Annotated in this window: 26 protein-coding genes and 3 pseudogenes; 14 read left to right on the plus strand and 15 right to left on the minus strand. The window is 60.1% G+C overall.

Features of this window, described 5'->3' with window-relative positions:
- Positions 1 to 33: 33 nt before the first annotated feature.
- The 4 genes and pseudogenes from KHO07_RS21470 to KHO07_RS21485 all read right to left on the minus strand — a co-directional run.
- Positions 34 to 1,209 (minus strand): L-rhamnonate dehydratase, encoded by a 1,176-nt coding sequence (locus tag KHO07_RS21470; protein ID WP_034150001.1) that lies wholly within the window; start codon positions 1,207 to 1,209, stop codon positions 34 to 36.
- 369 nt (positions 1,210 to 1,578) lie between these two features.
- Positions 1,579 to 2,583 (minus strand): 4-hydroxythreonine-4-phosphate dehydrogenase PdxA, encoded by a 1,005-nt coding sequence (locus KHO07_RS21475; RefSeq protein ID WP_212625476.1) that lies wholly within the window; start codon positions 2,581 to 2,583, stop codon positions 1,579 to 1,581.
- A pseudogene (locus KHO07_RS21480) lies at positions 2,580 to 2,786 on the minus strand (amidohydrolase family protein); the annotation flags it as partial. The pseudogene KHO07_RS21480 and the gene KHO07_RS21475, both read right to left, overlap by 4 nt.
- Positions 2,787 to 2,869: 83 nt before the next feature.
- A pseudogene (locus KHO07_RS21485) lies at positions 2,870 to 3,118 on the minus strand (MFS transporter); the annotation flags it as partial.
- Positions 3,119 to 3,529: 411 nt separating this feature from the next.
- On the opposite strand from KHO07_RS21485, the gene KHO07_RS21490 reads away from it, so the two are divergent.
- The 4 genes from KHO07_RS21490 to KHO07_RS21505 all read left to right on the plus strand — a co-directional run bounded on the left by KHO07_RS21490 (position 3,530) and on the right by KHO07_RS21505 (position 7,669).
- The gene (locus KHO07_RS21490; protein ID WP_212625477.1) at positions 3,530 to 4,546 is read left to right on the plus strand and encodes a tripartite tricarboxylate transporter substrate binding protein; all 1,017 of its coding nucleotides are present in this window, start codon (positions 3,530 to 3,532) and stop codon (positions 4,544 to 4,546) included.
- A gap of 52 nt (positions 4,547 to 4,598) precedes the next feature.
- On the plus strand, positions 4,599 to 5,132 hold the full coding sequence (locus tag KHO07_RS21495; RefSeq protein ID WP_212625478.1) for a tripartite tricarboxylate transporter TctB family protein: 534 nt from the start codon (positions 4,599 to 4,601) through the stop codon (positions 5,130 to 5,132).
- Complete coding sequence (locus KHO07_RS21500; protein WP_212625479.1) at positions 5,129 to 6,658, plus strand: tripartite tricarboxylate transporter permease; 1,530 nt, start codon at positions 5,129 to 5,131, stop codon at positions 6,656 to 6,658. The genes KHO07_RS21495 and KHO07_RS21500 overlap by 4 nt, the downstream gene beginning before the upstream one ends.
- A gap of 69 nt (positions 6,659 to 6,727) precedes the next feature.
- A complete protein-coding gene (locus KHO07_RS21505; RefSeq protein WP_150732299.1) occupies positions 6,728 to 7,669 on the plus strand; it encodes a LysR family transcriptional regulator in 942 nt (313 codons plus the stop codon).
- A gap of 46 nt (positions 7,670 to 7,715) precedes the next feature.
- Here KHO07_RS21505 and KHO07_RS21510 read toward each other — a convergent pair whose 3' ends face one another.
- Both KHO07_RS21510 and cysK read right to left on the minus strand, forming a co-directional pair.
- A complete protein-coding gene (locus tag KHO07_RS21510) occupies positions 7,716 to 8,654 on the minus strand; it encodes an aspartyl/asparaginyl beta-hydroxylase domain-containing protein (RefSeq protein ID WP_150732298.1) in 939 nt (312 codons plus the stop codon).
- 229 nt (positions 8,655 to 8,883) lie between these two features.
- On the minus strand, positions 8,884 to 9,858 hold the full coding sequence (cysK, locus tag KHO07_RS21515; RefSeq protein ID WP_212625480.1) for a cysteine synthase A: 975 nt from the start codon (positions 9,856 to 9,858) through the stop codon (positions 8,884 to 8,886).
- A gap of 129 nt (positions 9,859 to 9,987) precedes the next feature.
- On the opposite strand from cysK, the gene KHO07_RS21520 reads away from it, so the two are divergent.
- On the plus strand, positions 9,988 to 11,064 hold the full coding sequence (locus KHO07_RS21520; protein ID WP_150732296.1) for a DUF748 domain-containing protein: 1,077 nt from the start codon (positions 9,988 to 9,990) through the stop codon (positions 11,062 to 11,064).
- Here the strand turns inward: KHO07_RS21520 and KHO07_RS21525 are convergent.
- Positions 11,061 to 11,408, minus strand: a pseudogene (locus tag KHO07_RS21525) (hypothetical protein); the annotation flags it as partial. The gene KHO07_RS21520 and the pseudogene KHO07_RS21525 sit on opposite strands and share 4 nt — an antisense overlap.
- Positions 11,409 to 11,586: 178 nt before the next feature.
- Between KHO07_RS21525 and KHO07_RS21530 the strand changes: the two are divergent.
- Positions 11,587 to 12,432, plus strand: coding sequence for a MoxR family ATPase (locus tag KHO07_RS21530; protein ID WP_025110627.1), 846 nt, complete (start codon positions 11,587 to 11,589; stop codon positions 12,430 to 12,432).
- A 24-nt stretch (positions 12,433 to 12,456) separates the two neighbouring features.
- On the plus strand, positions 12,457 to 13,635 hold the full coding sequence (locus KHO07_RS21535; RefSeq protein ID WP_075947462.1) for a VWA domain-containing protein: 1,179 nt from the start codon (positions 12,457 to 12,459) through the stop codon (positions 13,633 to 13,635).
- Positions 13,636 to 13,748: 113 nt separating this feature from the next.
- On the opposite strand, the gene KHO07_RS21540 is transcribed toward KHO07_RS21535, so the two are convergent.
- The 4 genes from KHO07_RS21540 to KHO07_RS21555 all read right to left on the minus strand — a co-directional run bounded on the left by KHO07_RS21540 (position 13,749) and on the right by KHO07_RS21555 (position 17,476).
- Positions 13,749 to 14,666, minus strand: coding sequence for a biotin-dependent carboxyltransferase family protein (locus KHO07_RS21540; protein ID WP_212625481.1), 918 nt, complete (start codon positions 14,664 to 14,666; stop codon positions 13,749 to 13,751).
- A complete protein-coding gene (pxpB, locus tag KHO07_RS21545) occupies positions 14,663 to 15,367 on the minus strand; it encodes a 5-oxoprolinase subunit PxpB (RefSeq protein ID WP_212625482.1) in 705 nt (234 codons plus the stop codon). The genes KHO07_RS21540 and pxpB overlap by 4 nt, the downstream gene beginning before the upstream one ends.
- The gene (locus KHO07_RS21550; RefSeq protein ID WP_212625483.1) at positions 15,364 to 16,116 is read right to left on the minus strand and encodes a 5-oxoprolinase subunit PxpA; all 753 of its coding nucleotides are present in this window, start codon (positions 16,114 to 16,116) and stop codon (positions 15,364 to 15,366) included. Before KHO07_RS21550 ends, pxpB begins: the two co-directional genes overlap by 4 nt.
- A 73-nt stretch (positions 16,117 to 16,189) precedes the next feature.
- The gene (locus KHO07_RS21555; protein WP_150732290.1) at positions 16,190 to 17,476 is read right to left on the minus strand and encodes an MFS transporter; all 1,287 of its coding nucleotides are present in this window, start codon (positions 17,474 to 17,476) and stop codon (positions 16,190 to 16,192) included.
- Between the two features lie 147 nt (positions 17,477 to 17,623).
- Here KHO07_RS21555 and KHO07_RS21560 point away from each other — a divergent pair, with 147 nt between their 5' ends.
- A complete protein-coding gene (locus KHO07_RS21560) occupies positions 17,624 to 18,538 on the plus strand; it encodes a LysR family transcriptional regulator (protein WP_212625484.1) in 915 nt (304 codons plus the stop codon).
- Between the two features lie 96 nt (positions 18,539 to 18,634).
- On the opposite strand, the gene KHO07_RS21565 is transcribed toward KHO07_RS21560, so the two are convergent.
- The 3 genes from KHO07_RS21565 to KHO07_RS21575 are packed head-to-tail and all read right to left on the minus strand — an operon-like array spanning position 18,635 to position 20,501.
- On the minus strand, positions 18,635 to 19,177 hold the full coding sequence (locus KHO07_RS21565; protein WP_150732288.1) for a DUF2937 family protein: 543 nt from the start codon (positions 19,175 to 19,177) through the stop codon (positions 18,635 to 18,637).
- A 13-nt stretch (positions 19,178 to 19,190) separates the two neighbouring features.
- Positions 19,191 to 19,967 carry a class II glutamine amidotransferase gene (locus tag KHO07_RS21570; protein WP_212625485.1) on the minus strand — a complete coding sequence of 259 codons (777 nt, stop codon included), beginning with the start codon at positions 19,965 to 19,967 and terminating at the stop codon, positions 19,191 to 19,193.
- 33 nt (positions 19,968 to 20,000) lie between these two features.
- Positions 20,001 to 20,501, minus strand: a complete 501-nt coding sequence (locus KHO07_RS21575; protein WP_212625486.1) for an MFS transporter — start codon at positions 20,499 to 20,501, stop codon at positions 20,001 to 20,003.
- Between the two features lie 153 nt (positions 20,502 to 20,654).
- On the opposite strand from KHO07_RS21575, the gene KHO07_RS21580 reads away from it, so the two are divergent.
- Positions 20,655 to 22,709: a S9 family peptidase gene (locus KHO07_RS21580; protein ID WP_212625487.1), complete on the plus strand. Its 2,055-nt coding sequence runs from the start codon at positions 20,655 to 20,657 to the stop codon at positions 22,707 to 22,709.
- 209 nt (positions 22,710 to 22,918) lie between these two features.
- A complete protein-coding gene (locus KHO07_RS21585) occupies positions 22,919 to 23,392 on the plus strand; it encodes a cyclic nucleotide-binding domain-containing protein (RefSeq protein WP_150732283.1) in 474 nt (157 codons plus the stop codon).
- On the opposite strand, the gene KHO07_RS21590 is transcribed toward KHO07_RS21585, so the two are convergent.
- Complete coding sequence (locus KHO07_RS21590; protein WP_212625488.1) at positions 23,389 to 23,679, minus strand: hypothetical protein; 291 nt, start codon at positions 23,677 to 23,679, stop codon at positions 23,389 to 23,391. The genes KHO07_RS21585 and KHO07_RS21590 overlap by 4 nt on opposite strands.
- Before the next feature lie 96 nt (positions 23,680 to 23,775).
- Here KHO07_RS21590 and KHO07_RS21595 point away from each other — a divergent pair, with 96 nt between their 5' ends.
- From KHO07_RS21595 to KHO07_RS21610, 4 genes are all read left to right on the plus strand, one after another.
- The gene (locus tag KHO07_RS21595; protein ID WP_212625489.1) at positions 23,776 to 24,462 is read left to right on the plus strand and encodes a hypothetical protein; all 687 of its coding nucleotides are present in this window, start codon (positions 23,776 to 23,778) and stop codon (positions 24,460 to 24,462) included.
- A gap of 49 nt (positions 24,463 to 24,511) precedes the next feature.
- Positions 24,512 to 24,883 (plus strand): YajD family HNH nuclease, encoded by a 372-nt coding sequence (locus KHO07_RS21600; protein WP_007944009.1) that lies wholly within the window; start codon positions 24,512 to 24,514, stop codon positions 24,881 to 24,883.
- A gap of 207 nt (positions 24,884 to 25,090) precedes the next feature.
- The gene (locus KHO07_RS21605; protein ID WP_007911337.1) at positions 25,091 to 25,561 is read left to right on the plus strand and encodes an RNA methyltransferase; all 471 of its coding nucleotides are present in this window, start codon (positions 25,091 to 25,093) and stop codon (positions 25,559 to 25,561) included.
- A gap of 92 nt (positions 25,562 to 25,653) precedes the next feature.
- Entirely contained in the window at positions 25,654 to 26,031 is a 378-nt protein-coding gene (locus KHO07_RS21610) for a DUF2892 domain-containing protein (protein ID WP_150732280.1), read from the plus strand.
- The last annotated feature ends 78 nt before the right edge of the window (positions 26,032 to 26,109 follow it).

The following is a 26,109-nucleotide window of genomic DNA, read 5'->3' on the forward strand; positions in this document are numbered from 1 at the left end:
GGGTGGGCGCCGCAGGTTTGCGGCGCCTCCAGGTCACTCGATGATGTTGAAGTCGCTCAAGTACTCATCGGAGATTTCCAGGCCCAGGCCCGGCTTGTTGTCGTCGAGCTGGATGTAGCCGTTGACCGGTTGCGGCTCGCCCTTGAACACGTAGTAGAAGAGCTCGTTGCCGACTTCGACGTCGAACACCGGGAAGAACTCGGCCATCGGCGAAGCCGTGGTGGACATGGTCAGGTGGTAGTTGTGCATCTGCCCGGCGTGGGGGATGACCGGCACCGACCAGGCTTCGGCCATGGCGTTGATCTTGCGCGCGGCGGTGATGCCGCCGACGCGGTTGGTGTCGTACTGGATCACGTCGATGGCGCGGCGTTCCAGCAGGTCTTTGAAGCCGTAGGAAGTGAATTCGTGCTCGCCGCCGGAAATCGGCATGATCCCCATCTTCTTCAGCTCGATGTAGCCTTCGATGTCATCGGCGATCACCGGCTCTTCCAGCCAGCGCGGTTCGAACTCGGCCAGTTTCGGCAACATTCGCCGCGCGTATTCCAGGGTCCAGCCCATGTAGCATTCGAGCATGATGTCGACGTCAGGGCCGGCCAGATTACGCAGCGCGCGTACTTGTTCGATGTTCTTGCGCATGCCCGCCGGGCCGTCTTTCGGGCCGTAGCCGAAGCGCATTTTCAACGCAGTGAAGCCTTGGTTCAGGTAGCCCTGGGCTTCCTCGAGGAACAGGTCGAGGTTGTCGTTGGCGTAGAGCTTGGAGGCGTAGGTCCAGATCTTTTCCTTGGTGCGACCGCCGAGCAGCTTGAAGACGGGTTTGTTGACCGCTTTGCCCATGATGTCCCAGATCGCGATGTCGATCGCCGAGATCGCCGCCATGCCAATGCCTTTGCGGCCCCAGGCGTGGCTCTGGCGGTACATTTTCTGCCAGATGTATTCGTTGTCGAACGGGTCTTCGCCAATGGCGATCGGCGCGAGGTAAGTGTCGATGATTTCCTTGGCCACACGCGGCGCCAGGGCGCAGTTACCGATGCCGACAAGACCGGTGTCGGTCTCGACTTCCACCACCAGCCAGCCGTGGAAACGGAACGAGCCCATGGCATCGCCGCGCTCGAAGAGGATGTCGCTGGCGTTGGTGCAGAAGTGCGCTTGGGGTGGAACGACTTTGCCTTTCCACTCGAATACGCGGGTACGGATCGCTTTGATTTTCATGAATACAGTTCCTTGGGCTGCCGGTTTCTTGTAGTTGTCGGTCGTGTGCGCAGAACGGTCGGCTCCGGCATTCGATGGGCCGACTTTAGCCAGCGCCCGGGGGATGCGGATAATCACTTATGCGTATCCGCCGATAACCTGGGGTGATAGGAAAAAGCAGTTATCAGGTAGATCGAGTTATCGGGTATTACATAAAACTGTAGGAGCTGGCTTGCCTGCGATTGGGGCCTGGCAGTCACTCCAGGGTGTCTGTCAGGCCGTCATCGCTGGCAAGCCAGCTCCTACAGGGGAATTGCATTGTTCAAAAAAATTTGGAGACACCACCAATCAGAGCCGGCTTGCCAGCTCCTACAGGGGTATTGCGTTGCGTTAGTAGCTGTTGGCCCCCATCCGGCAGGCAATCTCAAAGGCCTGGCGAGTCGCGCCCACATTTGCCTTGCCCTGCCCTGCAATATCGAATGCAGTGCCATGGGCCGGGGTGGTGATCGGGATGGGCAGGCCGCCCTGCACCGTGACGCCCCGTGAAAAGCCCATCAACTTGATCGCGATCTGGCCCTGGTCGTGGTACATGGTCACGACCGCGTCGAAGGCACTGGCATCGCCCTGGACCTTGAGGAAAATCGTGTCCCCGGGATACGGCCCTTCCGCCGCGATCCCCAGCGCCTGCGCCGAGCGTACGGCCGGGCCGATGATGTCCAGTTCCTCACGGCCGAACGAACCGTTGTCGCCGTTGTGCGGGTTCAAACCGCAAACGCCGATGCGCGGTTTCTCCAGGCCATTGCGCTTGAGCGCAGTGTCGATCAGTTGAATCGCTTCAACCACCCGCTGCTCACTGAGCAGACCCGAAACCTCGGCCAGGGCCACGTGGGAAGTCACCCGTGAAGTCCACAGATTGTCGAGCACATTGAATTCGCAGAACGGCCCGTGGAAATCCAGCAACTCGGCAAACCAGTGCAGTTCGTCGTTGTGCGCCATGCCGGCCATGTGCAGCGAGGTCTTGTTCAGCGGCCCGAACAGGATTGCGTCAGTGGTCCCGGCTTCGGTCAGGCGCAGGGCCTGTTCCAAAGTATCGAGGCTGTAGCGACCGCCAATCACGCTGGCCTCGCTGCGCGGGAATTCACCCACCGCCTCACCGCGAAAGTCGTAGAACAATGGCGTGTCATCGACAAACTGCAGCGCTTGCAAAGTCTCCACTCGACGATAAGGAAACTCGGTGCCGGCAATGCGCATGCCGCGAAGCATTTCCGCTTCGTCGGCGATCAGGATGACGTTGGCCTTGCTGCGCACGTCGGGCTCGGCGAGCAAGCGTGCAATCAACTCCGGGCCAATGCCCGCCGGGTCACCGAGGACCATGGCGATAGTGGTTTTTTTCATGCTTCACTCCTCAAGAATTCAGGTCGCGCCTGGTCAATGGCGCAAGGTTCGCAGCGATAGATGCGCTGCGCGTTGCTGTAGAACAGTCGCTCCTGATCAGCCTGTGGCAGATCGGCGACGATGGATTTGAAACCGCTGTAGATGTCGTCGAACGAGCCGCACAGGCTGTCCACCGGAAAGTTGCTGGCGAACATCGCCCGCTGGGTGTCCCATTGCGCATTAGCCATGGCGCACCTCATCCAGGCTGATGAACAACGTCGCCAGCACGAACACCGCCGAGCATGCAGGCCCAGAAGAAACTGCTGAGGATCAGCCCTTGCATGCTCGGCGACAGGGAAAACTCATGGGCAATGGTCGGTATCGCGATGGACAGCGACACCCGGTCGATCAAGTTGACCATGGTCAGCGCAAAGACGATCGCGAAGATTCGCCAGCGCACACTGCTGGCCTTGGCGGCGGTGGCCTGCGGTACAGCCGCGACGGCGGGTGGAGCCTCTACGCCGGGCAGATGCAGGGAAGCACTGGGACGAGCCATGGTGCGAACCTCGTTTTATTATTTTTGTGGAGATGCAAACGTCAATCTGTAGGAGCCGGGTGAGCGTTGTGCCGCGTTTTTCACGACGTTATGAGCACTATCGAAGGCCCGGTGATAACCGTCTAATCAAAACTTGAAATCAGGTGATAGCTTCGGGTTATGGCACAGGCTGCTTTCACTGGGCTTTCACCCACCTCTATCTATTTCGACTTGTTTCGGGAAAAGCTCTAGCGCAGGTCTCTGAGCAATATCCACGGTTTTCCCGGTAACGAGCTATAACCCTAGGCTATCGGTGTATGTATTGTTTTGACTAGACGCGGCGACCGCGCCTTCCCACACTCAGGCCAGGCTTGCGGCTTCACAGCGCAGACAAGTCACTCATAACAACTACAAAAACGAGGCTCTTCCATCATGCGAAATGCATTCGTCCGTCGCACTTCCCGTCTGGTTCTTGGCTGCAGCCTGATCGCCACCGGTGCCCTTCCCGCTCTCGCTCAGGCCGCCTGGCAACCGGACAAGAACGTCGAAATCGTTGTCGCCGGCGGCCCCGGTGGCGGAACCGATCAACTCGGTCGCCTGATCCAGTCAATCATCACCACCCACAAGCTGCTCGACGTCAATACCATCGTCCTCAACAAGGGCGGCGGCAACGGCGCCGAAGCGTTCCTCGACATGAAAATGAACAAGGGCGATGCCGAGAAACTGGTGATCGGCACCAACAACATCTACCTGTTACCGCTGGTGTCCAAGCTCGGTTACCAATGGCAGGAACTGACACCGATTGCCGCCGTGGCCGAAGATGACTTCATCCTCTGGAGTTACAAAGGCGCGCCGTGGAAAGACGCGAAGGGCTTCTACGAAGCGGCCAAGGCTGATCCGTCGAAACTGCGCATGGGTGGCAGCCAGTCCAAGGACGTCGACCAGACCCTGACCTTGCTGCTCAACCAGACCAACAACAGCAAACTGGTGTACATCCCGTTCAAGAGCGGCAGTGAAGCCGCGACGCAACTGGCCGGCAAACACATCGCCGCCAACGTCAACAACCCCAGCGAAAGCATCAGCCAATGGCGTGGCGACCAGGTCGAGCCACTCTGTGTGTTCAGTAAGGAGCGCATGAGCTACACCGAGAAGGTGGCTGGCGAGAAATCCTGGGCCGACGTACCGACCTGCCACGAACAAGGCCTGGGTATCGACCAATATCGCTTCCCGCGCACCGTGTTCATGCCCGGCGATATCAGCGCCGAACAACGGGCGTTTTATGTCGAGCTGATGCGCAAAGTCACGCAGACCGATGAGTTCAAGGCCTACGTGAAGCAAAACGCGCTGGTGCCAACCTTCCTTGAAGGCGAACCGCTGACCGCCTACATCGAAAAAGACACCGCCCGCGTCACTCCGGTGTTCAAGGAAGCCGGCTGGCTGAAAAACTGAAGTTGCCAGGGCCGCTCGCCCACGGGCGGCCGTCACCTGCTGGAGGTGTTTGATGTCCCATTCTTCGGATTCACCGGCGCTGGTCGGCACCCGTTGGGTCGAGCTCGGCCTGACGGTCTTCACCGCACTGCTCGGCGCGGTGGTGATGTACGGCAGTATCGAACAAGGCATCGGCTGGGGCGATGCCGGCCCTGAGCCGGGTTACTTTCCCTTCTACATCGGCTTGATGTTGAGCGCTGCGAGCGTCGCCAACGGCGTGTTGACCGTGGTGCGCTGGCAAGCCATGAGCGTTGCATTCGTCAGCCGCAGTGCGTTCAGGCAAGTGATGTCGGTGTTCGTGCCCATCGCCCTGTTCGTCGGCGCAATGCCGTTCACCGGCATCTACGTCGCCTCGGCGTGCTTCATCGCGTGGTTCATGTGGCGTGACAAGGCCCGTGCAAAACCGTACGGCAAATTGATGATCGGCAGCGTATCCCTCGGCGCGGTACTCGCCAGCTACCTGATCTTCGCGCTGTGGTTCAAGGTCCCGCTGGATGCCGGCCCGATGGGCGACTGGATTGCCCTGGCCGGGAGAACTTTCAAATGAGCGAATTCGATTCCCTGTTGCAAGGCATGAACCTGATCCTGACCCCGGGCCACATCGGCCTGATGGTGATCGGCGTGCTGCTGGGCATTCTGGTCGGCGTCCTGCCCGGCCTTGGCGCCCCCAACGGCGTGGCGCTGTTGCTGCCACTGACGTTCACCATGTCGCCGGTGTCGGCGATCATCCTGCTGTCGTGCATGTATTGGGGCGCTTTGTTTGGCGGTTCGATCACCTCGATCCTGTTCAACATACCCGGTGAGCCCTCATCGGTGGCGACGACGTTTGACGGCTACCCGATGGCCCGCGAAGGCCGCGCTGCCGAAGCGTTGACCGCGGCGTTCAGCTCGGCACTGATCGGTGCCTTGTGCGGGGTGTTGTTGCTGACGTTCCTGTCGACAAAAATCGCCGCGTTCGCCATGTCCTTCAGCTCGCCGGAATTCTTCGCGGTGTACCTGTTGGCGTTCTGCACCTTCATTGGCATGAGCAAGAACCCGCCGTTGAAAACCGTGGTGGCGATGATGATCGGTTTCGCCATGGCGGCAGTCGGCATGGACACCGTGTCGGGCAACCTGCGCCTGACATTCGACCAGCCAATCCTGATGACCGGGATCAGTTTTGAAGTCGCGGTGATCGGCCTGTTCGGCATCGGCGAAATCCTCTGCACTGTAGAAGAAGGCCTGGTGTTCCGTGGCGAACACGCGCGGATTACACCGATGGTGATTTTGCGCACCTGGGCAAAACTGCCGCGCTACTGGTGGACGATTGTGCGCAGCACCCTGGTCGGTTGCTGGATGGGTATCACGCCTGGTGGCCCGACGGCCGCATCGTTCATGAGCTACAGCCTGGCGCGGCGCTTTTCGAAAAACCGCGACAACTTCGGCAAAGGCGAAATCGAAGGCGTGATCGCCCCGGAAACCGCCGACCACGCCGCCGGCACCAGCGCGCTGCTGCCGATGCTGACCCTGGGCATTCCGGGGTCTGCCACGGCCGCGGTGATGCTCGGTGGCCTGATGATCTGGGGCCTGCACCCGGGGCCGACGTTGTTCGTCGAGCAACACGATTTTGTCTGGGGCCTGATCGCCAGCATGTACCTGGGCAACGTGGTCAGCCTGATCGTGGTGTTGGCCACCGTGCCGCTGTTCGCTTCGATCCTGCGCATTCCGTTCTCGATCATCGCGCCAATCATCATCATGGTCTGCGCCATCGGCGCGTACTCGGTGCACAACTCGTTCTTCGACGTGGTGTTGATGCTGGGCTTCGGTGCGCTGGGTTACCTGTTCAAGAAACTCGGCTACCCGATTGCGCCACTGGTGCTGGCGGCTGTTTTGGGAGACAAGGCTGAAGATGCGTTCCGTCAGTCGATGCTGTTCTCTGACGGCCACCTGAGCATTTTCTGGTCCAACCCACTGGTGGGCTGCCTGACCACGGCAGCGCTGCTGATGCTGTTCTGGCCGTTGATTTCCAAGGCGCTGGCTGCGCTGCTGGGCCTGCGCAAACCTCACGTCGCCAAACCAAAATCGGTGCTGTGACACGGCAATGCTGGCAAGGCCTGACATTTGTTGTCAGGCTTGCCGCAGTCTTTATTGCGAGTACGGCCCATGTCCCGAATTCCAGATGCCAATGTAATCCACAGTCGACTGCGTCTGCGCCAACTGCGGTTGATGCTGGCGCTGGAGGAATTCGGTTCGTTGCGGCGCGCCGCTGACCACATCGGCATGACCCAGCCGGCGGCGACCAAAATGTTGCACGAGGCTGAGGATTTGCTCGGCGTCGAGCTCTTCGAACGCCTGCCTCGGGGCATGCGCTCCACGCCTTTTGGTGAAACCGTCATCTACTACGCACGCATGGTGTTCGCCGAACTCAGCGGCATGCGCGAAGAACTGGTGGCGCTCCAATCGGGCAACCTTGGGCGGGTCGCGGTCGGTGCCATTCCGGCATTGGCTTCGGGGCTGTTGACCCGCACCATTGCCACGTTGAAACAGAGCCATCCACGCTTGTCCATGAGCATCCAGGTCGATACCAGCGACGTGCTGGTACAGGCACTGCTGCAGGATCAACTGGACATCGTGCTGGGGCGGATTCCGCCCGGTGCGCGGGCTGAAGAACTGCTTTTCGACAGCCTCGGTGAAGAAGAACTGTGCGTGATTGCCGGTGCGCAAAATCCGTTGGCGCAAGAGAAAAATCTGGGTTGGGCAGAGTTGCAGAACATGACGTGGGTGCTGCAACAACAACCCAGTCCGATGCGCGCGATCATCAATCAGGTGTTCCACAACGCCCGGGTCGACATCCCCAGCAGCATCGTCGAAACCACTTCGATCATGACCCTGCTTTCATTGATACAACAGACCGACATGCTGGGTGTCACGCCGGTGTCGGTGGTCGAGGATTATCCCGGTCGTGACCTGTTGGCTGTGCTGCCGATCAAGTTCGAAGCACGGTTGCCACCGTACGGCTTGATCACTCGCCGTCATCGCATTCAGTCGTCGGCGATGCAGGCGTTCATGAACTCGGTGCGGGCCGAGCATGCGCTGACCAAGTAAAACGGTTGTTCACCGCTCCAAGAGAGCGGTTTTTTTATGCAGACCATCACCCGAACAACCAATACCCCAACAACGCCAATACCAGCACAGCCAACACAGGCCGCAGCACTCGGTAAGCCTTTGGATTACCACGTTTCCACTGTTTGACTGCACCGCTGACTTTATCACTGGAGTTCTTGCTCCAGGCGTAAGCCCGATTGATCCCGCCGACATGTTCGTCATCCAGGTTCTGGGGCGCAGTGGCGCGTCCTAAAAACGCACTGATGGCACGGTTGATGCGCGTCATCACGCGATTGCTCAGGGGCCGCTCGATATCGCAGAACAGGATGACCCGGGTATGGTCGGTTTCGTTCTTGACCCAGTGCACATAGGTCTCGTCGAACATCACGTCTTCTCCGTCACGCCAGGCGTATTCCTGGCCGTCGACGAAGATCCGGCAATCGTCGGAATTGGGGGTGGACAGGCCCAGGTGATATCGCAGGGAGCCGGCGAACGGGTCGCGATGCGGGTTGAGGTGACTGCCGCCTGGCAGGAGCGCAAACATCGCGCCCTTGACGTTGGGAATGCTGTTGACCAGCTCCACGGTTTTCGGGCACAGCAGTTCTGCTGAGGGCAATGGTTTGTCGTACCACTTGAGATAGAAACGCTTCCAGCCTTTCTTGAAAAACGAGCCAAAACCGGCGTCATTGTTTTTCTCGGCGGCGCGGATGTAGCCCTCGTCGAACAGGTGCATCGCTTCGTCGCGAATGGCTTGCCAATTGTGCTTGAGCACGTCCAGTTCGGGAAACCTGTCGCGGTCCAGATAAGGTTTGGAAGGCACGCTGGAGAACAGGTACATCAAGGCGTTATAGGGGGCAAACAGTGCCGAGTGGTTGACGAACTGGCGCAGGACCGGCAAACGCGCCTTGCCACGTAAATGCACATAGAGGGTACTGCCCAGAAACAGCAGCAACAACGAAGCCTTCGCGGCAAAAGAAAAGGTCATCAACAACTCCTTGGCAGTAAACACGTTGCACAACGCCATTTACCCGACGTTGCAACCGGCATGATAAACATTACCCACCAAGGGAAAACCCGCCTGGGCCAACAATCAGTGTTAACGAATGTGCAACAAAGCACTTATTAGCACGAAGGGCCTGAACGCTGGCTGACGTCAATCAGCCTTGATGGAGAAGGCTTTTGCCCCTCCTCCACCATCAACCGGACGCTGCGGTTTACTGCTGGTTCTCCTGCTCGGTAAACAGATCGCTGAACAGCATGCTCGACAAATAGCGCTCGCCGGAGTCCGGCAGGATCACCACAATGGTTTTCCCTAGCATTTCCGGGGTCTCGGCCAATCGCACCGCCACCGCCATCGCCGCGCCGCAGGAGATACCGCACAAAATGCCTTCTTCCTGCATCAAACGCAGGGCCATGGCCTTGGATTCTTCGTCGCTGACCAGCTCCACGCGATCGACAATCGACAAGTCGAGGTTCTTCGGCACAAAACCGGCTCCGATACCCTGGATCTTGTGCGGGCTCGGCTTGATTTCCTGACCGGCCAGCGCTTGGGTGATTACCGGCGATACGACGGGCTCGACCGCCACTGAGAGAATCGGTTTGCCCTGGGTATTCTTGATATACCGCGACACACCGGTAATGGTTCCACCGGTTCCGACACCTGCCACCAGAACATCCACTGCGCCATCGGTGTCGTTCCAGATTTCCGGACCGGTGGTTTTTTCGTGAATGGCCGGGTTTGCCGGGTTGTCGAATTGCGCCGGCATGAAGTAGGTGGAAGGATCGCTCGCGACGATTTCCCCAGCCTTTTCAATAGCCCCCTTCATGCCCTTGGCCGGCTCGGTCAGCACCAGCTCCGCCCCCAGTGCCTTGAGCACCTTGCGGCGCTCGATGCTCATGGAAGAAGGCATGGTCAGCATCAGTTTGTAGCCCCGCGCGGCGGCAACGAAGGCCAGGCCGATGCCGGTATTGCCGGAAGTCGGTTCGACAATGGTCATGCCCGGCTTGAGTTTGCCGGTGCTTTCGGCATCCCAGATCATATTGGCGCCGATGCGGCACTTGACCGAATAGCCGGGGTTTCGCCCCTCGATCTTGGCCAGGATGGTCACACCACGGGGAGCAATACGGTTGATCTGCACCAGCGGCGTATTGCCGATGGAATGGGCGTTGTCAGCGAAAATACGGCTCATGGCTGGGTCCTTAACGACAGCATTGAAATAGGGCATCAAGGTAAGCCTCTTGCCGGTAGGCGTCCAGTCAGGTCGAACGTCCGCAGGTCAGTGCAGTCAATGGCTTTAGATCGCCAGAGATTTGCCACCATGAAACGTCGATACAGCTGGCCACTGTGGACCCTCACCGGTCTCGTTGTGCTACTCATTGCCCTGCACTTTGCCCTGCCCTACCTGGTGCGTGACTACCTGAACGACAGGTTGGCGGACATGGGCGATTACCGTGGCCAGATAACCGATGTTGACCTGGCCCTGTGGCGGGGTGCCTACAAGATCAACGGGCTGAAAATCGTCAAGGTCGACGGCAAGGTTCCGGTACCGTTCGTCAACGCGCCGTTGATCGACCTCTCCGTCAGCTGGCATTCGCTCTGGTACGACCATGCCGTGGTCGCCGAAGTCCAGTTCATCAAACCCGAAGTGAACTTCGTCGACGGCGGCGCCAACAAACAGAATTCCCAGACCGGTCAGGGCACCGACTGGCGGGCGCAACTGGGCAAACTGCTGCCTATCACCCTGAACGAGGTGCGAATCAGCGATGGCAAAATCACTTTTCGAAACTTCAACTCAAAACCACCGGTGAACATGAATGCCACAAATGTCGACGCCAGCATTTTCAACCTGACCAATGTGGTCGACACCGAAGGCAAACGCGATGCCCGTTTCGAAGGCAAAGCGCTGCTGCTGGGGCATGCGCCGCTGGAAACCACCGCAACGTTTGACCCGCTGAGCAATTTCGAAGATTTCGAGTTCCGCTTGCGGGCCAGGGATATCGAGCTCAAACGCATGAACGACTTCGCCTCGGCCTACGGAAAATTCGATTTCAACGCGGGCCATGGCGATGTGGTGATCGAAGCCAAGGCAAAAAAGGCCAGACTGACCGGCTATATCAAGCCACTGTTGAAAGACGTCGACGTGTTCAACTGGCAGCAAGACGTGGAAAACAAAGACAAAGGCCTGTTCCGTTCCATTTGGGAGGCCATCGTCGGCGGTTCCGAAACCGTGCTGAAAAATCAGGGCAAAAACCAGTTCGCCACGCGGGTTGAGCTCAGTGGCAGCGTACACCAGCAAAATATCAGCGCATTCGAAGCGTTTTTGCAGATTTTACGCAATGGTTTCATCCAGGCATTCAATGCACGGTATGAGCGGCCGAAGCCGGATGCCGGTTAACGTTTTCGTGTGACGGTGTACCGCCCGGTCTCTTCGGCTGCCCTTGGCGATTTCGCTTGCAGTTGCAGGAAGTCCCAGCCGAGACAGGCCAGCGCCAATGAGCGTGGCACAGGCTCCCGACCGCTGCTGTAGCGAGTGATGCTGCGGGTGCTGATGCCCAATGCCTCGGCGGCCTGATGCAACGGCAGGCCGGTGCGAGCGCGCCAATCGATGAAAATCCGGGTATTTTCGTCGGCTGCGTTTTGCGCGAGCGCATCCAGATACAACGTATCGGCGCCGATCTGGATGTCTAGCTCAGGCCATTCAACGCACCAGCCGTCGTCCCCGAGCACGGCCTGCTCGAACCTAGCTCAATACCGGCCACACGTCGAAACCAAGTCAAGATGTGACGCCCCATTCAGAGACTGAATAAGTCGTCTGCGTTCACAGTCGACCGGGCAGCGCGTTATAGTCGGGGCTGACTATTTTATTGCGCCCCGCCCTGCCTCGCTCAGGTCGGCGTTACCGTTCGAGGATTAGCAGATGAAGTTCGAAGGCACCCAGGCCTACGTCGCCACCGATGACCTGAAGCTCGCGGTCAACGCCGCCATCACCCTGGAGCGGCCGTTGCTGGTCAAGGGCGAACCGGGCACCGGCAAGACCATGCTCGCCGAGCAACTGGCCGAATCCTTTGGCGCCAAGCTGATCACCTGGCACATCAAGTCCACCACCAAGGCCCATCAGGGCCTGTACGAGTACGACGCGGTCAGCCGCCTGCGCGACTCTCAGCTGGGCAACGAAAAAGTCCACGACGTGCGCAACTACCTGAAAAAGGGCAAGCTCTGGGAAGCCTTCGAGTCCGAAGAGCGGGTGATCCTGCTGATCGACGAAATCGACAAGGCCGACATCGAGTTCCCTAACGACCTGCTGCAAGAACTCGACAAGATGGAGTTCTACGTTTACGAGATCGACGAGACCATCAAGGCCAAGAAGCGTCCGATCATCATCATTACCTCCAACAACGAGAAAGAGCTGCCGGACGCCTTCCTGCGTCGCTGCTTCTTCCACTACATCGCCTTCCCGGACCGCACCACCCTGCAAAAAATCGTTGACGTGCACTACCCGGACATCAAGAAAGACCTGGTCAGCGAAGCGCTGGACGTGTTCTTCGACGTGCGCAAAGTGCCGGGCCTGAAGAAAAAGCCTTCGACCTCCGAGCTGGTGGACTGGCTGAAGCTGTTGATGGCCGACAACATCGGCGAAGCCGTGCTGCGTGAACGTGATCCGACCAAAGCCATCCCGCCACTGGCCGGTGCGCTGGTGAAAAACGAACAGGACGTGCAACTGCTTGAACGTCTGGCGTTCATGAGTCGTCGCGGCAGCCGCTAAGCACTACTAAACAGGCGTCAACCCATGTTGCTCAACCTCTTCAATGAAATGCGCGCAGCCAAGGTACCGGTCTCGGTGCGAGAGTTGCTGGACCTGATCAACGCGCTGAAACAGCGCGTGACCTTCGCCGACATGGATGAGTTTTACTACTTGTCCCGGGCGATTCTGGTCAAGGACGAAAAGCATTTCGACAAGTTTGACCGGGCCTTCGGTGCCTACTTCAATGGCCTGGAAAAACTGGACGATCACTTGCAGGCCTTGATCCCCGAAGACTGGCTGCGCAAGGAATTCGAGCGTTCCCTGACCGATGAAGAGCGCGCGGCGATCCAGTCCCTCGGTGGCCTGGACAAGCTGATCGAAGAGTTCAAGAAACGCCTGGAAGAACAGAAAGAACGCCACGCGGGCGGCAACAAGTGGATAGGCACCGGCGGCACAAGTCCGTTCGGTTCCGGCGGTTTCAACCCGGAAGGCATCCGGGTCGGCGACGCCGGCAAGCGCCAGGGCAAGGCGGCCAAGGTCTGGGATCAGCGTGAATACAAGAACCTCGATGACTCGGTCGAGCTGGGTACGCGCAACATCAAGGTGGCCCTGCGGCGCTTGCGCAAATTCGCCCGTCAGGGTGCGGCGGAAGAACTGGACATTGATGGCACCATCGACCACACCGCCAAGGACGCGGGGCTGCTGAACATCCAGATGCGACCGGAGCGGCGCAACACCGTCAAGTTGCTGCTGCTGTTCGACATCGGCGGTTCGATGGACGCGCACGTGAAGATCTGCGAAGAGCTGTTCTCGGCCTGCAAGACCGAGTTCAAGCATCTGGAGTACTTCTACTTCCACAACTTCATTTATGAATCGGTGTGGAAAAACAACATGCGCCGCACGTCCGAGCGCACTTCGACCCAGGACCTGCTGCACAAGTATGGCGCCGACTACAAAGTAATCTTCATCGGCGATGCCGCGATGGCGCCGTATGAAATCACCCAGGCGGGCGGCAGTGTCGAGCACTGGAACGAAGAAGCCGGTTATGTGTGGATGCAGCGGTTCAAGGAGAAGTACAAGAAGCTCATCTGGATCAACCCGTATCCGAAGGACACATGGGGCTATACCTCGTCGACCAATATTGTGCGGGACTTGATTGACGACCAGATGTATCCGCTGACCCTTCGCGGGTTGGAGGAAGGGATGCGGTTTTTGTCCAAATAACACACTGAACCTGTGGCGCGGGAGCTTGCTCCCGCTGGGTTGCGAAGCGACCCCTTTTCTCGAAAAAACGGGACTGCTTCGCAGTCCAGCGGGAGCAAGCTCCCTCGCCACAACTAAAAGCGCTGTAGATATTCGACCTGCTCGCGATACGCCACGTCCTGCACCACCGGCCGCAACCGCACCTTCGCCCCCGGCAAACACTGCGCCAGCCGCGCCAGCGCCAACGGCGTCAACGCCCCCAACCGCGGATAACCGCCAATGGTCTGCCGATCATTGAGCAGCACAATCGGCTGCCCATCCGGCGGCACCTGAACGGCGCCCAGCGGAATGCCTTCGGAGATCATCGGCTTGCCCTGGTATTGCAACGCCGGGCCCAACAGACGAATGCCCATGCGGTCGGCGCGGCTGTCCAGGCGCCATGCGCAGTTGAACGCATCGAACAGGCTCTGCCCGCTGAATTCACCAATCTGTGCACCGAGAACCAAATCCAGCGGCGCATTGAGGTTCAGGTCCGGCCGCTGGTCTGCGGTCAATTCCCGCAGCAGCATCACGGAGTTGCCCGAATAGCCCAAGTTCGCGCCTTGGCTCAGCGCACGCCCCATGCCATCCAGCCCGCCGAGCTCTTCACGGACTACCGTCGCGGCACTGCCCAACACTTTCGGCGCATCGAAGCCACCCGGTGCCGCCAGATAGGCACGCGCACCTAGCAACGGTTGGGTGAATTGCAAACGCTGGCCTTTGTGCAACCGGAAACTGCGCCAGGGTGCCAACGCCTCACCGTCCACCTGCGCGCCGAGATCCGCGCCGGCCAGTGCCAATACGCAATCTTGTTCAGCCACCACCGTGAAACCACCGAGGGTGATTTCGATCACGGCGGCATCCAGGCTATTGCCCAGCAACCAATTGGCCCACGACATCGACCGCCAATCAGCCGCGCCGCCCTGGGTCACGCCCAGATGCCGCACGCCAAAACGCCCGGCGTCCTGCAACAGGCACAGCGGCGTACTCGCCTCAATCGTCAAACGACTCATGCCTGGGCCTCCAGTGGCGTGTCGTCACCGCCCAGATTGATGAACTCGGCATGACCGACCGCTTCAAAGCGCACGGTGTCGCCCGGTTGCATCAGGCTGTAGCCGTCACGGTTGCGGTCGAACAATTTGGCCGGCGTTCGGCCGATCAGGTTCCAGCCGCCCGGTGATACCACCGGATAGGCTGCGGTTTGTCGCTCGGCGATGCCGACGCTGCCGGCGGCGACTTTCTTGCGCGGGGTGTTCAAGCGCGGCGCAGCCAGCACTTCTTCGACCAACCCCATGAACGCGAAACCCGGCGCAAAGCCCAGGGCGAACACCTGATATTCACGCTCACTGTGGCGTCGGATCACCTCCTCCACCGCCAACCCGCTGCGTTGCGCCAACAGGCTCAACTCGGGGCCCACGCTCACGTCGTACCACACCGGCAGCACATGACAGGTGCCGCGTGCCCGCGCATTGGGCGACAGATCAATCAACGCGTGGGCGATCAACTCGCGGGCCTGGGCCGGACTCAATGCGGTCAGATCGTAATGCACCATCAACGTCGTGTAGGACGGCACCAGATCGATCAGGTGCCCGGCAAACGCAGCCCGCAGACTTTCGCTGGCCGCGAGCATCCACGGCATGTTGGCTTCGGCGATTTCATCGAACAGGCGCACCATCAGGCAATCCAGCGCGACGACTTCCACCCGCAGTTTCATGACGTGCCCTGCTGGTTCAGGGCTTGGCGGATGCGTTGCACGGCGGCCACCGAACTGGCGTTGTCGCCGTGCACGCAGAGGGTGTTGGCCTGCAAATGCAAGGCACTGCCGTCACTGGCGGTGAGGGGGTCGCCACGGGCAATGGTCAGCGCCTGCCCGATGATTTTTTCCGGATCGTGATGCACCGCCCCCGGCAGCTGCCGCGAAACCAGCATGCCGGCGCTGTCGTAGGCACGGTCGGCGAAGGCTTCGAACCACAGGGTCACGCCATACTCATCACCCAACTGCTGCGCGGCGCTGTTGTCCTTGGTCGCCATCAACATCAGTGGCAGGTCGCGGCCATAGGACGCCACCGCTTGCAGTACGGCGCGCAATTGCGCCGGGTTGGCCATCATGTCGTTGTACATCGCGCCGTGGGGTTTGACGTAGCTCACCCGACCGCCCTGAGCCCGGCAGATGCCGTCGAGCGCGCCGATCTGGTAATGCAAAATGTCCTGCAGTTCCTGGGCCGCGTAGGCCATGGAACGCCGGCCGAACCCCACGAGGTCCTGATACGCCGGATGGGCGCCGATTTGTACGCCGTGGCTGAGCGCGAGGCTGACGGTCTTGCGCATGATGCTGGGATCGCCGGCGTGAAAACCGCAGGCGATGTTGGCGCAATCGATGAAAGGCATGACCTCGGCGTCCAGACCCATGGTCCAGTTGCCGAAGCTCTCGCCGATGTCGCAGTTCAATAGCAGGCGGCTCACGGTGAACACTCCTGTAGGCTTTATTCTTTTCGGCTGTGGGACATATCCGTATGACACGCCCGCAGATTATCAGTTACTGGGCGTCGAGTTGTTTGCCACGGGTTTCCGGCAGGCTCAACGCCGCCAGAATCACCACGCCGTAGGACACCGCCGCGAAGGCACCGATGCCCACGCTCAGCGGCACAGTCTGGCTCAGCAGACCGATCAACAGCGGGAACAACGCCGCCAGCGCCCGGCCGATGTTGTAGCAAAAGCCCTGGCCGGAACCGCGAATGCGTGTAGGGAACAACTCGGTCAGGAATGCGCCCATGCCACTGAAAATCCCCGAGGCGAAGAAGCCCAGCGGGAAGCCCAGCCACAGCATCACGCCGTTGCTGACGGAGAGTTGGGTGTACAGCAAGACGATGGTGAACGAGCCGACGGCGAACAGGATGAAGTTCTTTTTGCGGCCGAGAATGTCAGTCAGATAGGCGCTGATGACGTAGCCGACGTAGGACCCGACGATCACCATCGCCAGATAACCGCTCGTATTGAGTACGCTCAAACCGCGCTCGTTCTTCAGGAACGTCGGCAGCCAGGACGTGATCGCGTAATAGCCGCCCAGTGCACCGGTGGTCAGCAGCGAAGCGCGAATCGTGGTGAAGAGAATGCCGGGGGCGAAGATCTCGTAGAACTTCGACGGGTTGCTTGGCTCCTGTCTGGCCTTGGCTTCTCGGTAGATCTCCGGATCTTTCACCAGGCGACGGACGAAGATCACGAAAATCGCCGGCACGATGCCAAGAATGAACAGCGCGCGCCAGGCGTCTTCCGGCGGCATGATCGAATACAGCACCGCGTACAGAATCGCCGTCAGGCCCCAACCCAGCGCCCAGCCGGATTGCACCATGCCCACGGCCTTGCCGCGATCCTTGGCGCGAATCACCTCGCCGATCAACACCGCACCCGCGGTCCATTCGCCACCGAACCCGAAGCCCATGAGGGTGCGGGCGATCAGCAATTGTTCGTAGTTCTGCGCGAAACCGCAGAGGAAGGTGAAGAAGGCAAACCACAGCACGGTCAGCTGCAGCGTACGCACCCGGCCGATACGGTCGGAGAGAATCCCCGCCACCCAGCCACCGATGGCCGAAGCGATCAGCGTGCTGGTGTGAATCAACCCGGCCTGGCCGGTGGTAATGCCCCACATGGCAATCAGGGTCGGCACCACGAAGCTGAGCATCTGGGTGTCCATGCCATCGAGGCCATAACCGATCTTGCAGCTCCAGAAGGTGCGACGTTCCTGTTGATTGATGTTGCGATACCAGTCGAAAGGTCCCGGGCGGGCCGAGGCTTTCGGGATGGCGGTAGTGTCGGGCGCACTCATGGCAAATCTCCGCGCTGATTTTATTGGTATTGTTCTGAGCCCCGACGACGCCTATCGTGGGAACCGGATGGCCCTGATTTTTGTGCGCCCTTCCCTGCTGCGTCCAACTAATAAAACCCCGCCTTAGGCATAAGAAATCTTTATCCCATGAACCTGAAGTTCCTCGAGACCTTTGTCTGGGTCGCCCGACTCAAGAGTTTTCGCCTGACCGCCGACAAGCTCTTCACCACTCAGGCGTCGATTTCCAGCCGCATCGCCGTGCTGGAAAGCGAGCTGGGGGTGAAGCTGTTTCTGCGTGACTCACGCGGCGTGAGCCTGACGCCCGAAGGCTTGAAAGTGCTCGATTACGCCGAGCAGATGATGGACACCATGCAGGCGCTCAAGCAGTCGATCGAGACCCGTTCGAGCAAGGCCGGGCGCATACGCATCGGTGTGATGGACACGGTCATCCACACCTGGCTCAGCCCGTTGGTGGCGCAGATGACCGATCACTACCCGCTGGTGGAAATCGAGCTGGTGGCCGATACCTCGCTGAACCTCTGCGATCAGCTGCAAAAGGGCTTTCTCGATGTCATCCTGCAAACCGACCTGCTACGCCAGGAAAGCGTGCGCAGCCTCGAACTGGCGAGCCATCCGATGGGCTGGATCGTTGCCAGCAACGCCCTCTACAACCGCGAGTATTCGGGCATCGCCGACCTGGCGAACGAACGGATCATCACCTACTCGAAAAACTCCCACCCGCATCAGGAAGTGCTCGCCCTGATGCAGGCCAATGGCGTGGCGACACCGCGACTCAATTGCGTGAATTCGGTGTCGGCGATTACCCGGTTGTTGCGTGACGGCTTTGGCATTGGCGCGTTGCCGCCGGTGCTGGTGGCCGAGGAACTGGCGCGCGGGGAATTGACCTTGCTCGACATCGAGCAACGGCCACCGGATTTGCAGGTGGTGGTGTCGTGGCGCGTGGGCGTGGAGTGGGTCGAAGAGATTGTGGCGTTGTGTCAGCAGGTGCTGGAGGAATATGCGTTGAAGGTGGGCGAACACTACATCACCCTGAATCGCTGAAGCCCCCTGTAGGAGCTGGCTTGCCAGCGATGGCGTCCTGTCTGACCCACCGCATCGCCCTGGATCGCTGGCAAGCCAGCGCCTGCAGGTTGATTTTTACAGCCCGCGCAAATCCCGCTCTTCAATCGGCCGGCTCTGGCGCAGGCGCTTGCCGCCCAGCACCACCCAGTCGATCAGCCGGAACAGGCACTCAATCCCGAACGACAGCAGCAACGCGCCGCTCATGCCCCAAATCATCGCTTGCGGAGTCAGCAGGATCTGGTAGCTGTAGCCATTCCAGGTTTCCTTGCGGATGTCCGGGTCGGCGGCCAGCACCACTTGCAGGAACCGGATGTACCACGGGCCTTGCATCGCCTGGAACTGTTTATCCAGCGCGACCTGACGGGTCAGCAGATTGCTCAGGCTGTCGGCATCGCTGCGAAAGATCGGGTCTTCACTGGCGCGATAATGCGCCACCAAGGCCTGCATATCGCCCTTGAAAAACTGATTGGCGGTGTTCTGGAATCCGCTCAACCCGGTCTGCGCTTCAATCAGGTGCGCCTCGACCCGCTTGGCGTAATCGCTGATGAACCCCGGCACCTGGACACCGATCAACAGTCCCGCCGCGAACAACACCAGCCGTAGATAACTGAGCAACATGGGCAGTAGATCCTTATGAGGTCTGGCCCTGGCTGACGCATTCACCGCGTCGCCACAGGCTCCATTGACCCGGTTCGTAACGGGTCCAGGTTTCGTTTTCGGTCAACGGTTCGGTGGCGATCACTGTCACCACATCGTTGGGTGTGGTTTCAGCCTGGAAGTCGACAATCACATCGACATCCTTCAAGCGGGCCGGGCCGAACGGCGCTCGACGGGTGATCTGCGCCAGCTTGGTCGAGCAATAGCAGAACAGCCAGTCGCCATCGCTGAGCAGGCAGTTGAACACGCCTTTGCTACGGTAATCGGCGCAAGCGACCACCAGATCCGGCAGCAGTTCTTCGACCTCGACCGGCTCGGGGAACGCCGCGCGCACGCGGTTGAGCAAATCGCAAAACGCCGCCTCGCTGTCGGTATCGCCCACGGGACGATAGAAACTGGCCGTCGGCTGAAAATCCGCCAGCTGCCCGTTATGGGCGAAGCACCAGTTGCGGCCCCACAGTTCACGGACGAACGGGTGGGTGTTGGACAGGCAGACCTTGCCGACGTTGGCCTGGCGGATATGCCCGATCACCACTTCGCTCTTGATCGGGTAGCGCTGCACCAGATTGGCCACTTCCGACTCGCAACTCGCCGCCGGGTCCTGGAACAGCCGCAAGCCTCGACCTTCGTAGAAGGCGATGCCCCAGCCATCACGGTGCGGACCGGTGCGCCCGCCGCGCTGCATCAGCCCGGTAAAGCTGAACACGATATCGGTCGGGACATTGGCGCTCATGCCCAATAACTCACACATGCTCGGACTCTCGCTCAATGGCAGGGGGCACGGTTAAAGACGAGGTTCGACCCGCATACGCTGGGGATTGCTCGGTACCGGCGGACGGCCGTAGCGATCATCGCCGGCACCACCAAAAGGATGATCCTCTTCTTCCGGATCGTCGGCACGGGCAGCGGCCTTGGCGGCGGCGGCCTGTTCCTTGCGGGCGTTGGCGGCGCGTTCGAGGGGGAAGCGGATGGCCACGAATACCAGGTAAATGCCGAACGCGATCATGCCGTACATGAACAGATCGGAAATGGCCCGCCAGGCGTTGTTGCCGACCTTGAACAGCAGGTCCAGGGCAGTAATGGCAATGGCCGGGGCGACCTTTTCCTTCACCGGGTCAATGATCGTCGGGCTGAACAGCAGCACCGCCATCAGCAACCGCAGCGGTTCACGCAGCCAGCGCCACATCCAGCGGGTAATGCGCATCCACACCAACAGGCAGCCCAAAGCGGCAAAGGCGTAGAGGCCCCAAGCGATCAGATAGTCGTTCTCGGTCATGGTGTCCATGGCAAGGCAGGCAAAGAGGCGCTTATGATAACGACTTTTCGCCCATCAGGCTGCACCAATGCCTGCCGGCACTCCCACAGAGTCTCTGCAGGCTTCAAGACTGCCCTGTTTTCTACGAAACCCTATATTCCGTACATTGTTCGAGAGCCCTCCATGTCCATATCCGCCATCATTTGCGACGCCCCGATCGCCCACAAGGCCGAAGGCTCCGATCCGTATGCCTGGCTGCAGGAGCGCGACACCGAGGCCGTGCTCGACTACCTCAAGGCTGAAAACAGCTACCAGCAGGCGCAAACCGCCGATCAGGCCGCGTTGCGTGAAACCCTGTTCGAGGAGATCAAGGGCCGGATTCTCGAAACCGACCTGTCCCTGCCCTCGCCCTGGGGGCCGTACTTGTATTACACGCGCACCACGGCAGGCGATGAATACGCCCTCCATTACCGCTGCCCGCGTCCGGCCGACGACAGCCTGACGCTCGACGAAAGCCGGGAACAACTGCTGCTGGACCCGAACGTGCTGGCCAACGGCGGCTTCTTTTCCCTCGGGGCGTTCAGCATCAGCCCGGACCACCAGCGCCTGGCCTACAGCATTGACTCCACGGGCGATGAGATTTACACGCTGTTCGTGAAGGAACTGTCCGACGGCCGTGTCAGCGAACTGGAGTTCCAGGACTGCGACGGCAGCATGACCTGGGCCAACGACAGCCTGACGCTGTTCTTTGGCGAGCTGGACGACACCCACCGCCCGCACAAGCTGTATCGCTATCGTCTGGACGGCACGGCGGCCGAAGAAGTGTTCCATGAGCCGGACGGCCGCTTCTTCATGCATTGCTACCGCGCAAGCTCCGAGCAACAACTGCTGCTGTCCGTGGGCAGCAAGACCACCAGCGAAGTCTGGGTGCTCGATGCCAACCAGCCGCAACAAGACTTTTCCTGTATCGCGCCAAGGGTCGAAGACCACGAATACGACGTCGACCACGGCGCACTCGACGGCCAGTGGACCTGGTTCATCCGCACCAACCGCGACGGCATCAACTTCGCGCTGTACACCGCTGTCGATACCGGCGTGGCGCCGATCGAGGCGCAATGGCAAATCCTGATCCCGCACAGCGACACGGTGATGATCGACGGCATGAGCCTGAACGCCGGCGCCATGACCCTGAGCCTGCGTGAAGGTGGCCTGCCGATCATCGAAGTTCACCCACAGGATTTGCCGAGCTACCGCGTGCAACTGCCGGACGCGGCGTACAGCCTGCATGTGCAGAACACTCTGGAGTTTGCCAGTGAGCGGATTCGCCTGCGCTATGAAGCGCTGAACCGTCCGGCACAGATTCGCCAATTGCAACTGAGCAACGGCGAACAGCAAGTGCTCAAGCAAACCCCGGTGCTCGGCCCGTTCGATGCCGACGCCTACGTCAGCCAGCGCCTGTGGGCCACCGCGCCCGACGGCACGCAGATACCGATCAGCCTGGTGATCAAGCGCGAAGCCCTCGGCAAACCGGTGCCACTGTATCTGTACGGTTACGGCGCCTATGGCGAAAGCCTCGACCCGTGGTTCTCCCACGCGCGCCTGAGCCTGCTCGATCGCGGCATGGCGTTCGCCATTGCCCACGTTCGCGGTGGCGGCGAGTTGGGTGAGGCCTGGTATCGCGCCGGTAAACAGGAACACAAGCAAAACACCTTCAGCGACTTCATAGCCTGCGCCGAGCACCTGATAGCGAACGGCTTCACCAGCGCGCCACAACTGGCGATCAGCGGTGGCAGCGCTGGCGGCCTGTTGATCGGCGCGGTGCTCAACCAGCGCCCGGAGCTGTTCGGTGCGGCGATTGCCGAAGTGCCGTTCGTCGACGTGCTCAACACCATGCTCGACCCGGACCTGCCGCTGACCGTCACCGAATACGACGAGTGGGGCAACCCGCAGGAGCCAGACGTCTATGAGCGGCTCAAGGCTTACGCCCCCTACGAAAACGTCAAGGCGCAAGCCTATCCGGCCATGCTGGTCATTGCCGGCTACAACGACAGTCGCGTGCAGTATTGGGAAGCGGCCAAGTGGGTGGCGAAATTGCGCACTGCCAAAACCGACACCAATCCCCTGCTGCTCAAGACCGAACTCGGCGCCGGGCATGGCGGGATGAGCGGCCGGTATCAGGGATTGCGTGACGTAGCGCTCGAATATGCATTTTTGTTCAAGGTTTTGGGCGTTGCCTGAGGAACTTGGTCCGATGAACCGGTCTTAAGACCAGTACACCGGACCCGAAACAACGAAGATCCCTGTGGGAGCGAGCCTGCTCGCGAAAGCGTCGAATCAGTCAACATTGATCTTGAATGTGCAGACCCCTTCGCGAGCAGGCTCGCTTCCACAATGGATTGGGAATACTCAAAAAGCCGCCATCAGACACAACAAAAAAGACCGTCGACATGTCAGAACCCACCTTCCTGAACAACGAAATCCGCGACTGGCTGATGGACTGCGGTCTGTTCGACCAGCTGCTGCCAGCGGACTTTGCCGCGGCTTCGGGCTACTTCAGCATCAGCACCATTGCCCAGGGCGAAGAGATTTTCCACGAGGGTGATGCCGGCAGTTTCATGTGCATCATCCACACCGGCCAGGTGGCCGTGCAGAAGACCACCAGTGACGGCCAGCAGGTGACCATTGCGACCTTGCGCAGTGGTCGCTCGTTCGGCGAAATGGCCGTGCTCGATGGTGAACGGCGTTCGGCCAGTTGCGTGGCGGCGAGCAACTGCCAGTTGCTCAATCTGGGCAAGGACTCACTGGAAAAAATGCTCAACGACGCACCGAAAATCGCCGCCAAGATCATCCGCGCCCTCGCCATCGCGCTTTCCAAACGCCTGCGCATGGCTGACGGGCAATTGCTTACGCAGCAGGTCTAACCACCGGGCGATTTGGCTTTCGGCGGGTCAGGTTCAACACCCGGTAACGGCTGGTCCTTGGGTGGCGGGCTCGGTCTCTCGATGGGCACCAACGGCGGGCCGCCGCTGCCGGGACCGACCCTGGGCAAGGGTGCCGGGCTGATTTGCGGATACGGCGTAGGCGTCGCGGTCCCCGGTGAACCGGGCATGGGTGCGGGGCTGACGGGAAGGGATTGCAGCTGTTGGGCCTGCACTGCAGTAATCGAGAGCGCGGCCATGGCAATGACCGTTAGAATGGTGCGCTTCATCAATGGCTCCGTTGGCCTTGTGGTCTGTTGCAGGCTACTCCCAACTGCGTCGATTTGCCTTCCCCCTGTGCTGCCATTTTTCCTCAAGTGAGCCCCATGAAACGTTTCGTTCTACTCGATACCGCCCCCATTCCCGAAAACGGCGGCGCCTTGTGCCTGTTCGAGTATGGCGAGGATTTCGTCATCAAGATCCAGGGCGGCGACGGCGGGCAGTTGATGAACACGCGCATGCACGGGTCCGAAGATGCCCTGGCAGAGATCCCCTGCCGCAAGGTCGCCGGTCGTCCGAATTCTCGGGTGTTGATTGGTGGCCTGGGCATGGGCTTCACCCTCGCCTCGGCACTCAAGCACCTGGGCAAGACCGCCGAAGTGGTGGTCGCCGAACTGGTGCCGGGCGTGGTGGAATGGAACCGTGGGCCCTTGGGTGAAAAAGCCGGAAACCCGCTGCAGGACCCGCGCACTGTCATCCGCATGGAGGACGTGGCCAACGTGTTGCAAGCCGAGCCACAGGGCTTCGACGCGATCATGCTCGACGTCGACAACGGCCCCGAAGGCCTTACCCAACGGGCCAACAGCTGGCTCTACTCCGCCGGCGGCCTCAGCGCCTGCGCCAAGGCCCTGCGGCCCAAAGGCGTGCTGGCGGTCTGGTCGGCCAGCGCAGACCGGCAGTTTTCCGACAAACTGAAAAAAGCCGGGTTCAAGGCCGAAGAAGTGCAGGTCTTCGCCCACGGCAACAAGGGCACCCGCCATACCATCTGGATTGCCGAGAAGCTCAAGGGCTGAGCTAAACTGGCTGCATAACCGTCATTAGTCTTTCTACAAAGGTGAACCCATGAGTTCGTCCACCCCAACCAACACGTCGAAGCTCGATCGCATCCTCGCCGACAATCAGCGCGACAAGGAAATGGGCTACCGCGACAAAGCCCTGAAGATGTACCCGCACGTGTGCGGCCGCTGCGCCCGTGAGTTCTCCGGCAAGCGCCTGAGCGAACTGACCGTGCACCACCGCGACCACAACCACGACAACAACCCGCAGGACGGCTCGAACTGGGAGTTGTTGTGCCTGTACTGCCACGATAACGAACACTCGCGCTACACCGACCAGCAGTACTTCGGCGAAGGCTCGCTGAGCACGCCGAAAATCGCCAAGGCGACGCATAACCCGTTTGCCGCACTGGCCGGCCTGATGAAGAAAGAAGACTGAACACCTTCATTGCCTGAACTGGCCTCATCGCGGGCAAGCCCGCTCCCACAGGTTATCGGGTGTACACAAATTTTGTGAACGACAGAAATCTCTGTGGGAGCGGGCTTGCCCGCGATAGCAATAGCCCAGACACATAGATCGCCAACCTGAGCACCCCTTCCCCAATCCCCGTATAATCGCGCTTTTTTCCCGAAAGGCACCCCGCTCGTGGCAGACAAACGGTACAGCTGCATTGGTTTGTATAACCCCAAATCACCGGAGAACGTCGGTTCGGTGATGCGCGCCGCTGGCTGTTATGGCGTGGCGTCGGTGTTCTACACCGGCAAGCGTTATGAACGCGCCGCCGATTTCGTCACCGATACCAAGCGCGTCCACTACGACATCCCGCTGATCGGCATCGACGACCTGAAGAAAATCCTGCCACTGAACTGCGTTCCGGTCGCCGTGGAACTGGTCGAAGGCGCCCGCCCGCTGCCCGAGTACACTCACCCGGACCGCGCGCTGTACATCTTCGGCCCGGAAGACGGCTCGCTGGATAAAGAAATCCGCGACTGGTGCGAAGACGTGGTCTACATCCCGACCACCGGCTGCATGAATCTGGCCGCCACGGTCAATGTCGTGCTTTATGACCGCATGGCAAAGGGCCTCAATACCCGCTCGGGACCGAAATTCCGCTGAGTTGCCGCACATCCGATGGAACAAGCGACATGCCCGCGCAGTCAGCTTAACTATCGATTACTGAAGCAGCCCTTCCTGCCTGGAGACAGATCATGAGCGAACTCAAACGTGTAGAGCGCATCGAATCCACCCCGTTCCAGACCCCGTCCGATCATAACGTTCAGGGCTGGGAACGCCTCGGCTCACTGGCCGGTGGCGTGGTGATGGTCGGCAAGGGTCTGCGTCGCGGCGGCTTCTTTGGCCTGATCCAGGTGGCCATCGGCGGCGTAGCCCTGGCCCGTGGCATCACCGGCCACAGCTCGGCGAAAAGCCTGCTGGAAAAAAGCCGTCAGGACATGAATAACGTGCGGGCGAAAATTCAGCGTGCCGGTGAAGAGTTGCAGACGCTGAAGGCCAATGCCGAAGCGGCGACCAAAACCGCCACCGTCACCGGAAATGATTCGTTGAAGTCGCCAAAAACCGGCGTCTGACCGGCAAGGGTCGGCGAGTTTGAAAGCCCCATCGCGAGCAAACCCGCTCCCGCAGGGTTGTGCGGTGTGAGCGAGCTT

Source organism: Pseudomonas sp. PP3 (genome assembly GCF_905336995.1).
Taxonomy (GTDB): Bacteria; Pseudomonadota; Gammaproteobacteria; order Pseudomonadales; family Pseudomonadaceae; genus Aquipseudomonas; species Aquipseudomonas reinekei.

Coding starts and splice junctions, on each gene's coding strand:
- KHO07_RS21470 (WP_034150001.1), bottom strand. CDS start 1,209: ATGAAAATCAAAGCGATCCGTACCCGCGTATTCGAGTGGAAAGGCAAA.
- KHO07_RS21475 (WP_212625476.1), bottom strand. CDS start 2,583: ATGAAAAAAACCACTATCGCCATGGTCCTCGGTGACCCGGCGGGCATT.
- KHO07_RS21490 (WP_212625477.1), top strand. CDS start 3,530: ATGCGAAATGCATTCGTCCGTCGCACTTCCCGTCTGGTTCTTGGCTGC.
- KHO07_RS21495 (WP_212625478.1), top strand. CDS start 4,599: ATGTCCCATTCTTCGGATTCACCGGCGCTGGTCGGCACCCGTTGGGTC.
- KHO07_RS21500 (WP_212625479.1), top strand. CDS start 5,129: ATGAGCGAATTCGATTCCCTGTTGCAAGGCATGAACCTGATCCTGACC.
- KHO07_RS21505 (WP_150732299.1), top strand. CDS start 6,728: ATGTCCCGAATTCCAGATGCCAATGTAATCCACAGTCGACTGCGTCTG.
- KHO07_RS21510 (WP_150732298.1), bottom strand. CDS start 8,654: ATGACCTTTTCTTTTGCCGCGAAGGCTTCGTTGTTGCTGCTGTTTCTG.
- cysK (WP_212625480.1), bottom strand. CDS start 9,858: ATGAGCCGTATTTTCGCTGACAACGCCCATTCCATCGGCAATACGCCG.
- KHO07_RS21520 (WP_150732296.1), top strand. CDS start 9,988: ATGAAACGTCGATACAGCTGGCCACTGTGGACCCTCACCGGTCTCGTT.
- KHO07_RS21530 (WP_025110627.1), top strand. CDS start 11,587: ATGAAGTTCGAAGGCACCCAGGCCTACGTCGCCACCGATGACCTGAAG.
- KHO07_RS21535 (WP_075947462.1), top strand. CDS start 12,457: ATGTTGCTCAACCTCTTCAATGAAATGCGCGCAGCCAAGGTACCGGTC.
- KHO07_RS21540 (WP_212625481.1), bottom strand. CDS start 14,666: ATGAGTCGTTTGACGATTGAGGCGAGTACGCCGCTGTGCCTGTTGCAG.
- pxpB (WP_212625482.1), bottom strand. CDS start 15,367: ATGAAACTGCGGGTGGAAGTCGTCGCGCTGGATTGCCTGATGGTGCGC.
- KHO07_RS21555 (WP_150732290.1), bottom strand. CDS start 17,476: ATGAGTGCGCCCGACACTACCGCCATCCCGAAAGCCTCGGCCCGCCCG.
- KHO07_RS21560 (WP_212625484.1), top strand. CDS start 17,624: ATGAACCTGAAGTTCCTCGAGACCTTTGTCTGGGTCGCCCGACTCAAG.
- KHO07_RS21565 (WP_150732288.1), bottom strand. CDS start 19,177: ATGTTGCTCAGTTATCTACGGCTGGTGTTGTTCGCGGCGGGACTGTTG.
- KHO07_RS21570 (WP_212625485.1), bottom strand. CDS start 19,967: ATGTGTGAGTTATTGGGCATGAGCGCCAATGTCCCGACCGATATCGTG.
- KHO07_RS21575 (WP_212625486.1), bottom strand. CDS start 20,501: ATGGACACCATGACCGAGAACGACTATCTGATCGCTTGGGGCCTCTAC.
- KHO07_RS21580 (WP_212625487.1), top strand. CDS start 20,655: ATGTCCATATCCGCCATCATTTGCGACGCCCCGATCGCCCACAAGGCC.
- KHO07_RS21585 (WP_150732283.1), top strand. CDS start 22,919: ATGTCAGAACCCACCTTCCTGAACAACGAAATCCGCGACTGGCTGATG.
- KHO07_RS21590 (WP_212625488.1), bottom strand. CDS start 23,679: ATGAAGCGCACCATTCTAACGGTCATTGCCATGGCCGCGCTCTCGATT.
- KHO07_RS21595 (WP_212625489.1), top strand. CDS start 23,776: ATGAAACGTTTCGTTCTACTCGATACCGCCCCCATTCCCGAAAACGGC.
- KHO07_RS21600 (WP_007944009.1), top strand. CDS start 24,512: ATGAGTTCGTCCACCCCAACCAACACGTCGAAGCTCGATCGCATCCTC.
- KHO07_RS21610 (WP_150732280.1), top strand. CDS start 25,654: ATGAGCGAACTCAAACGTGTAGAGCGCATCGAATCCACCCCGTTCCAG.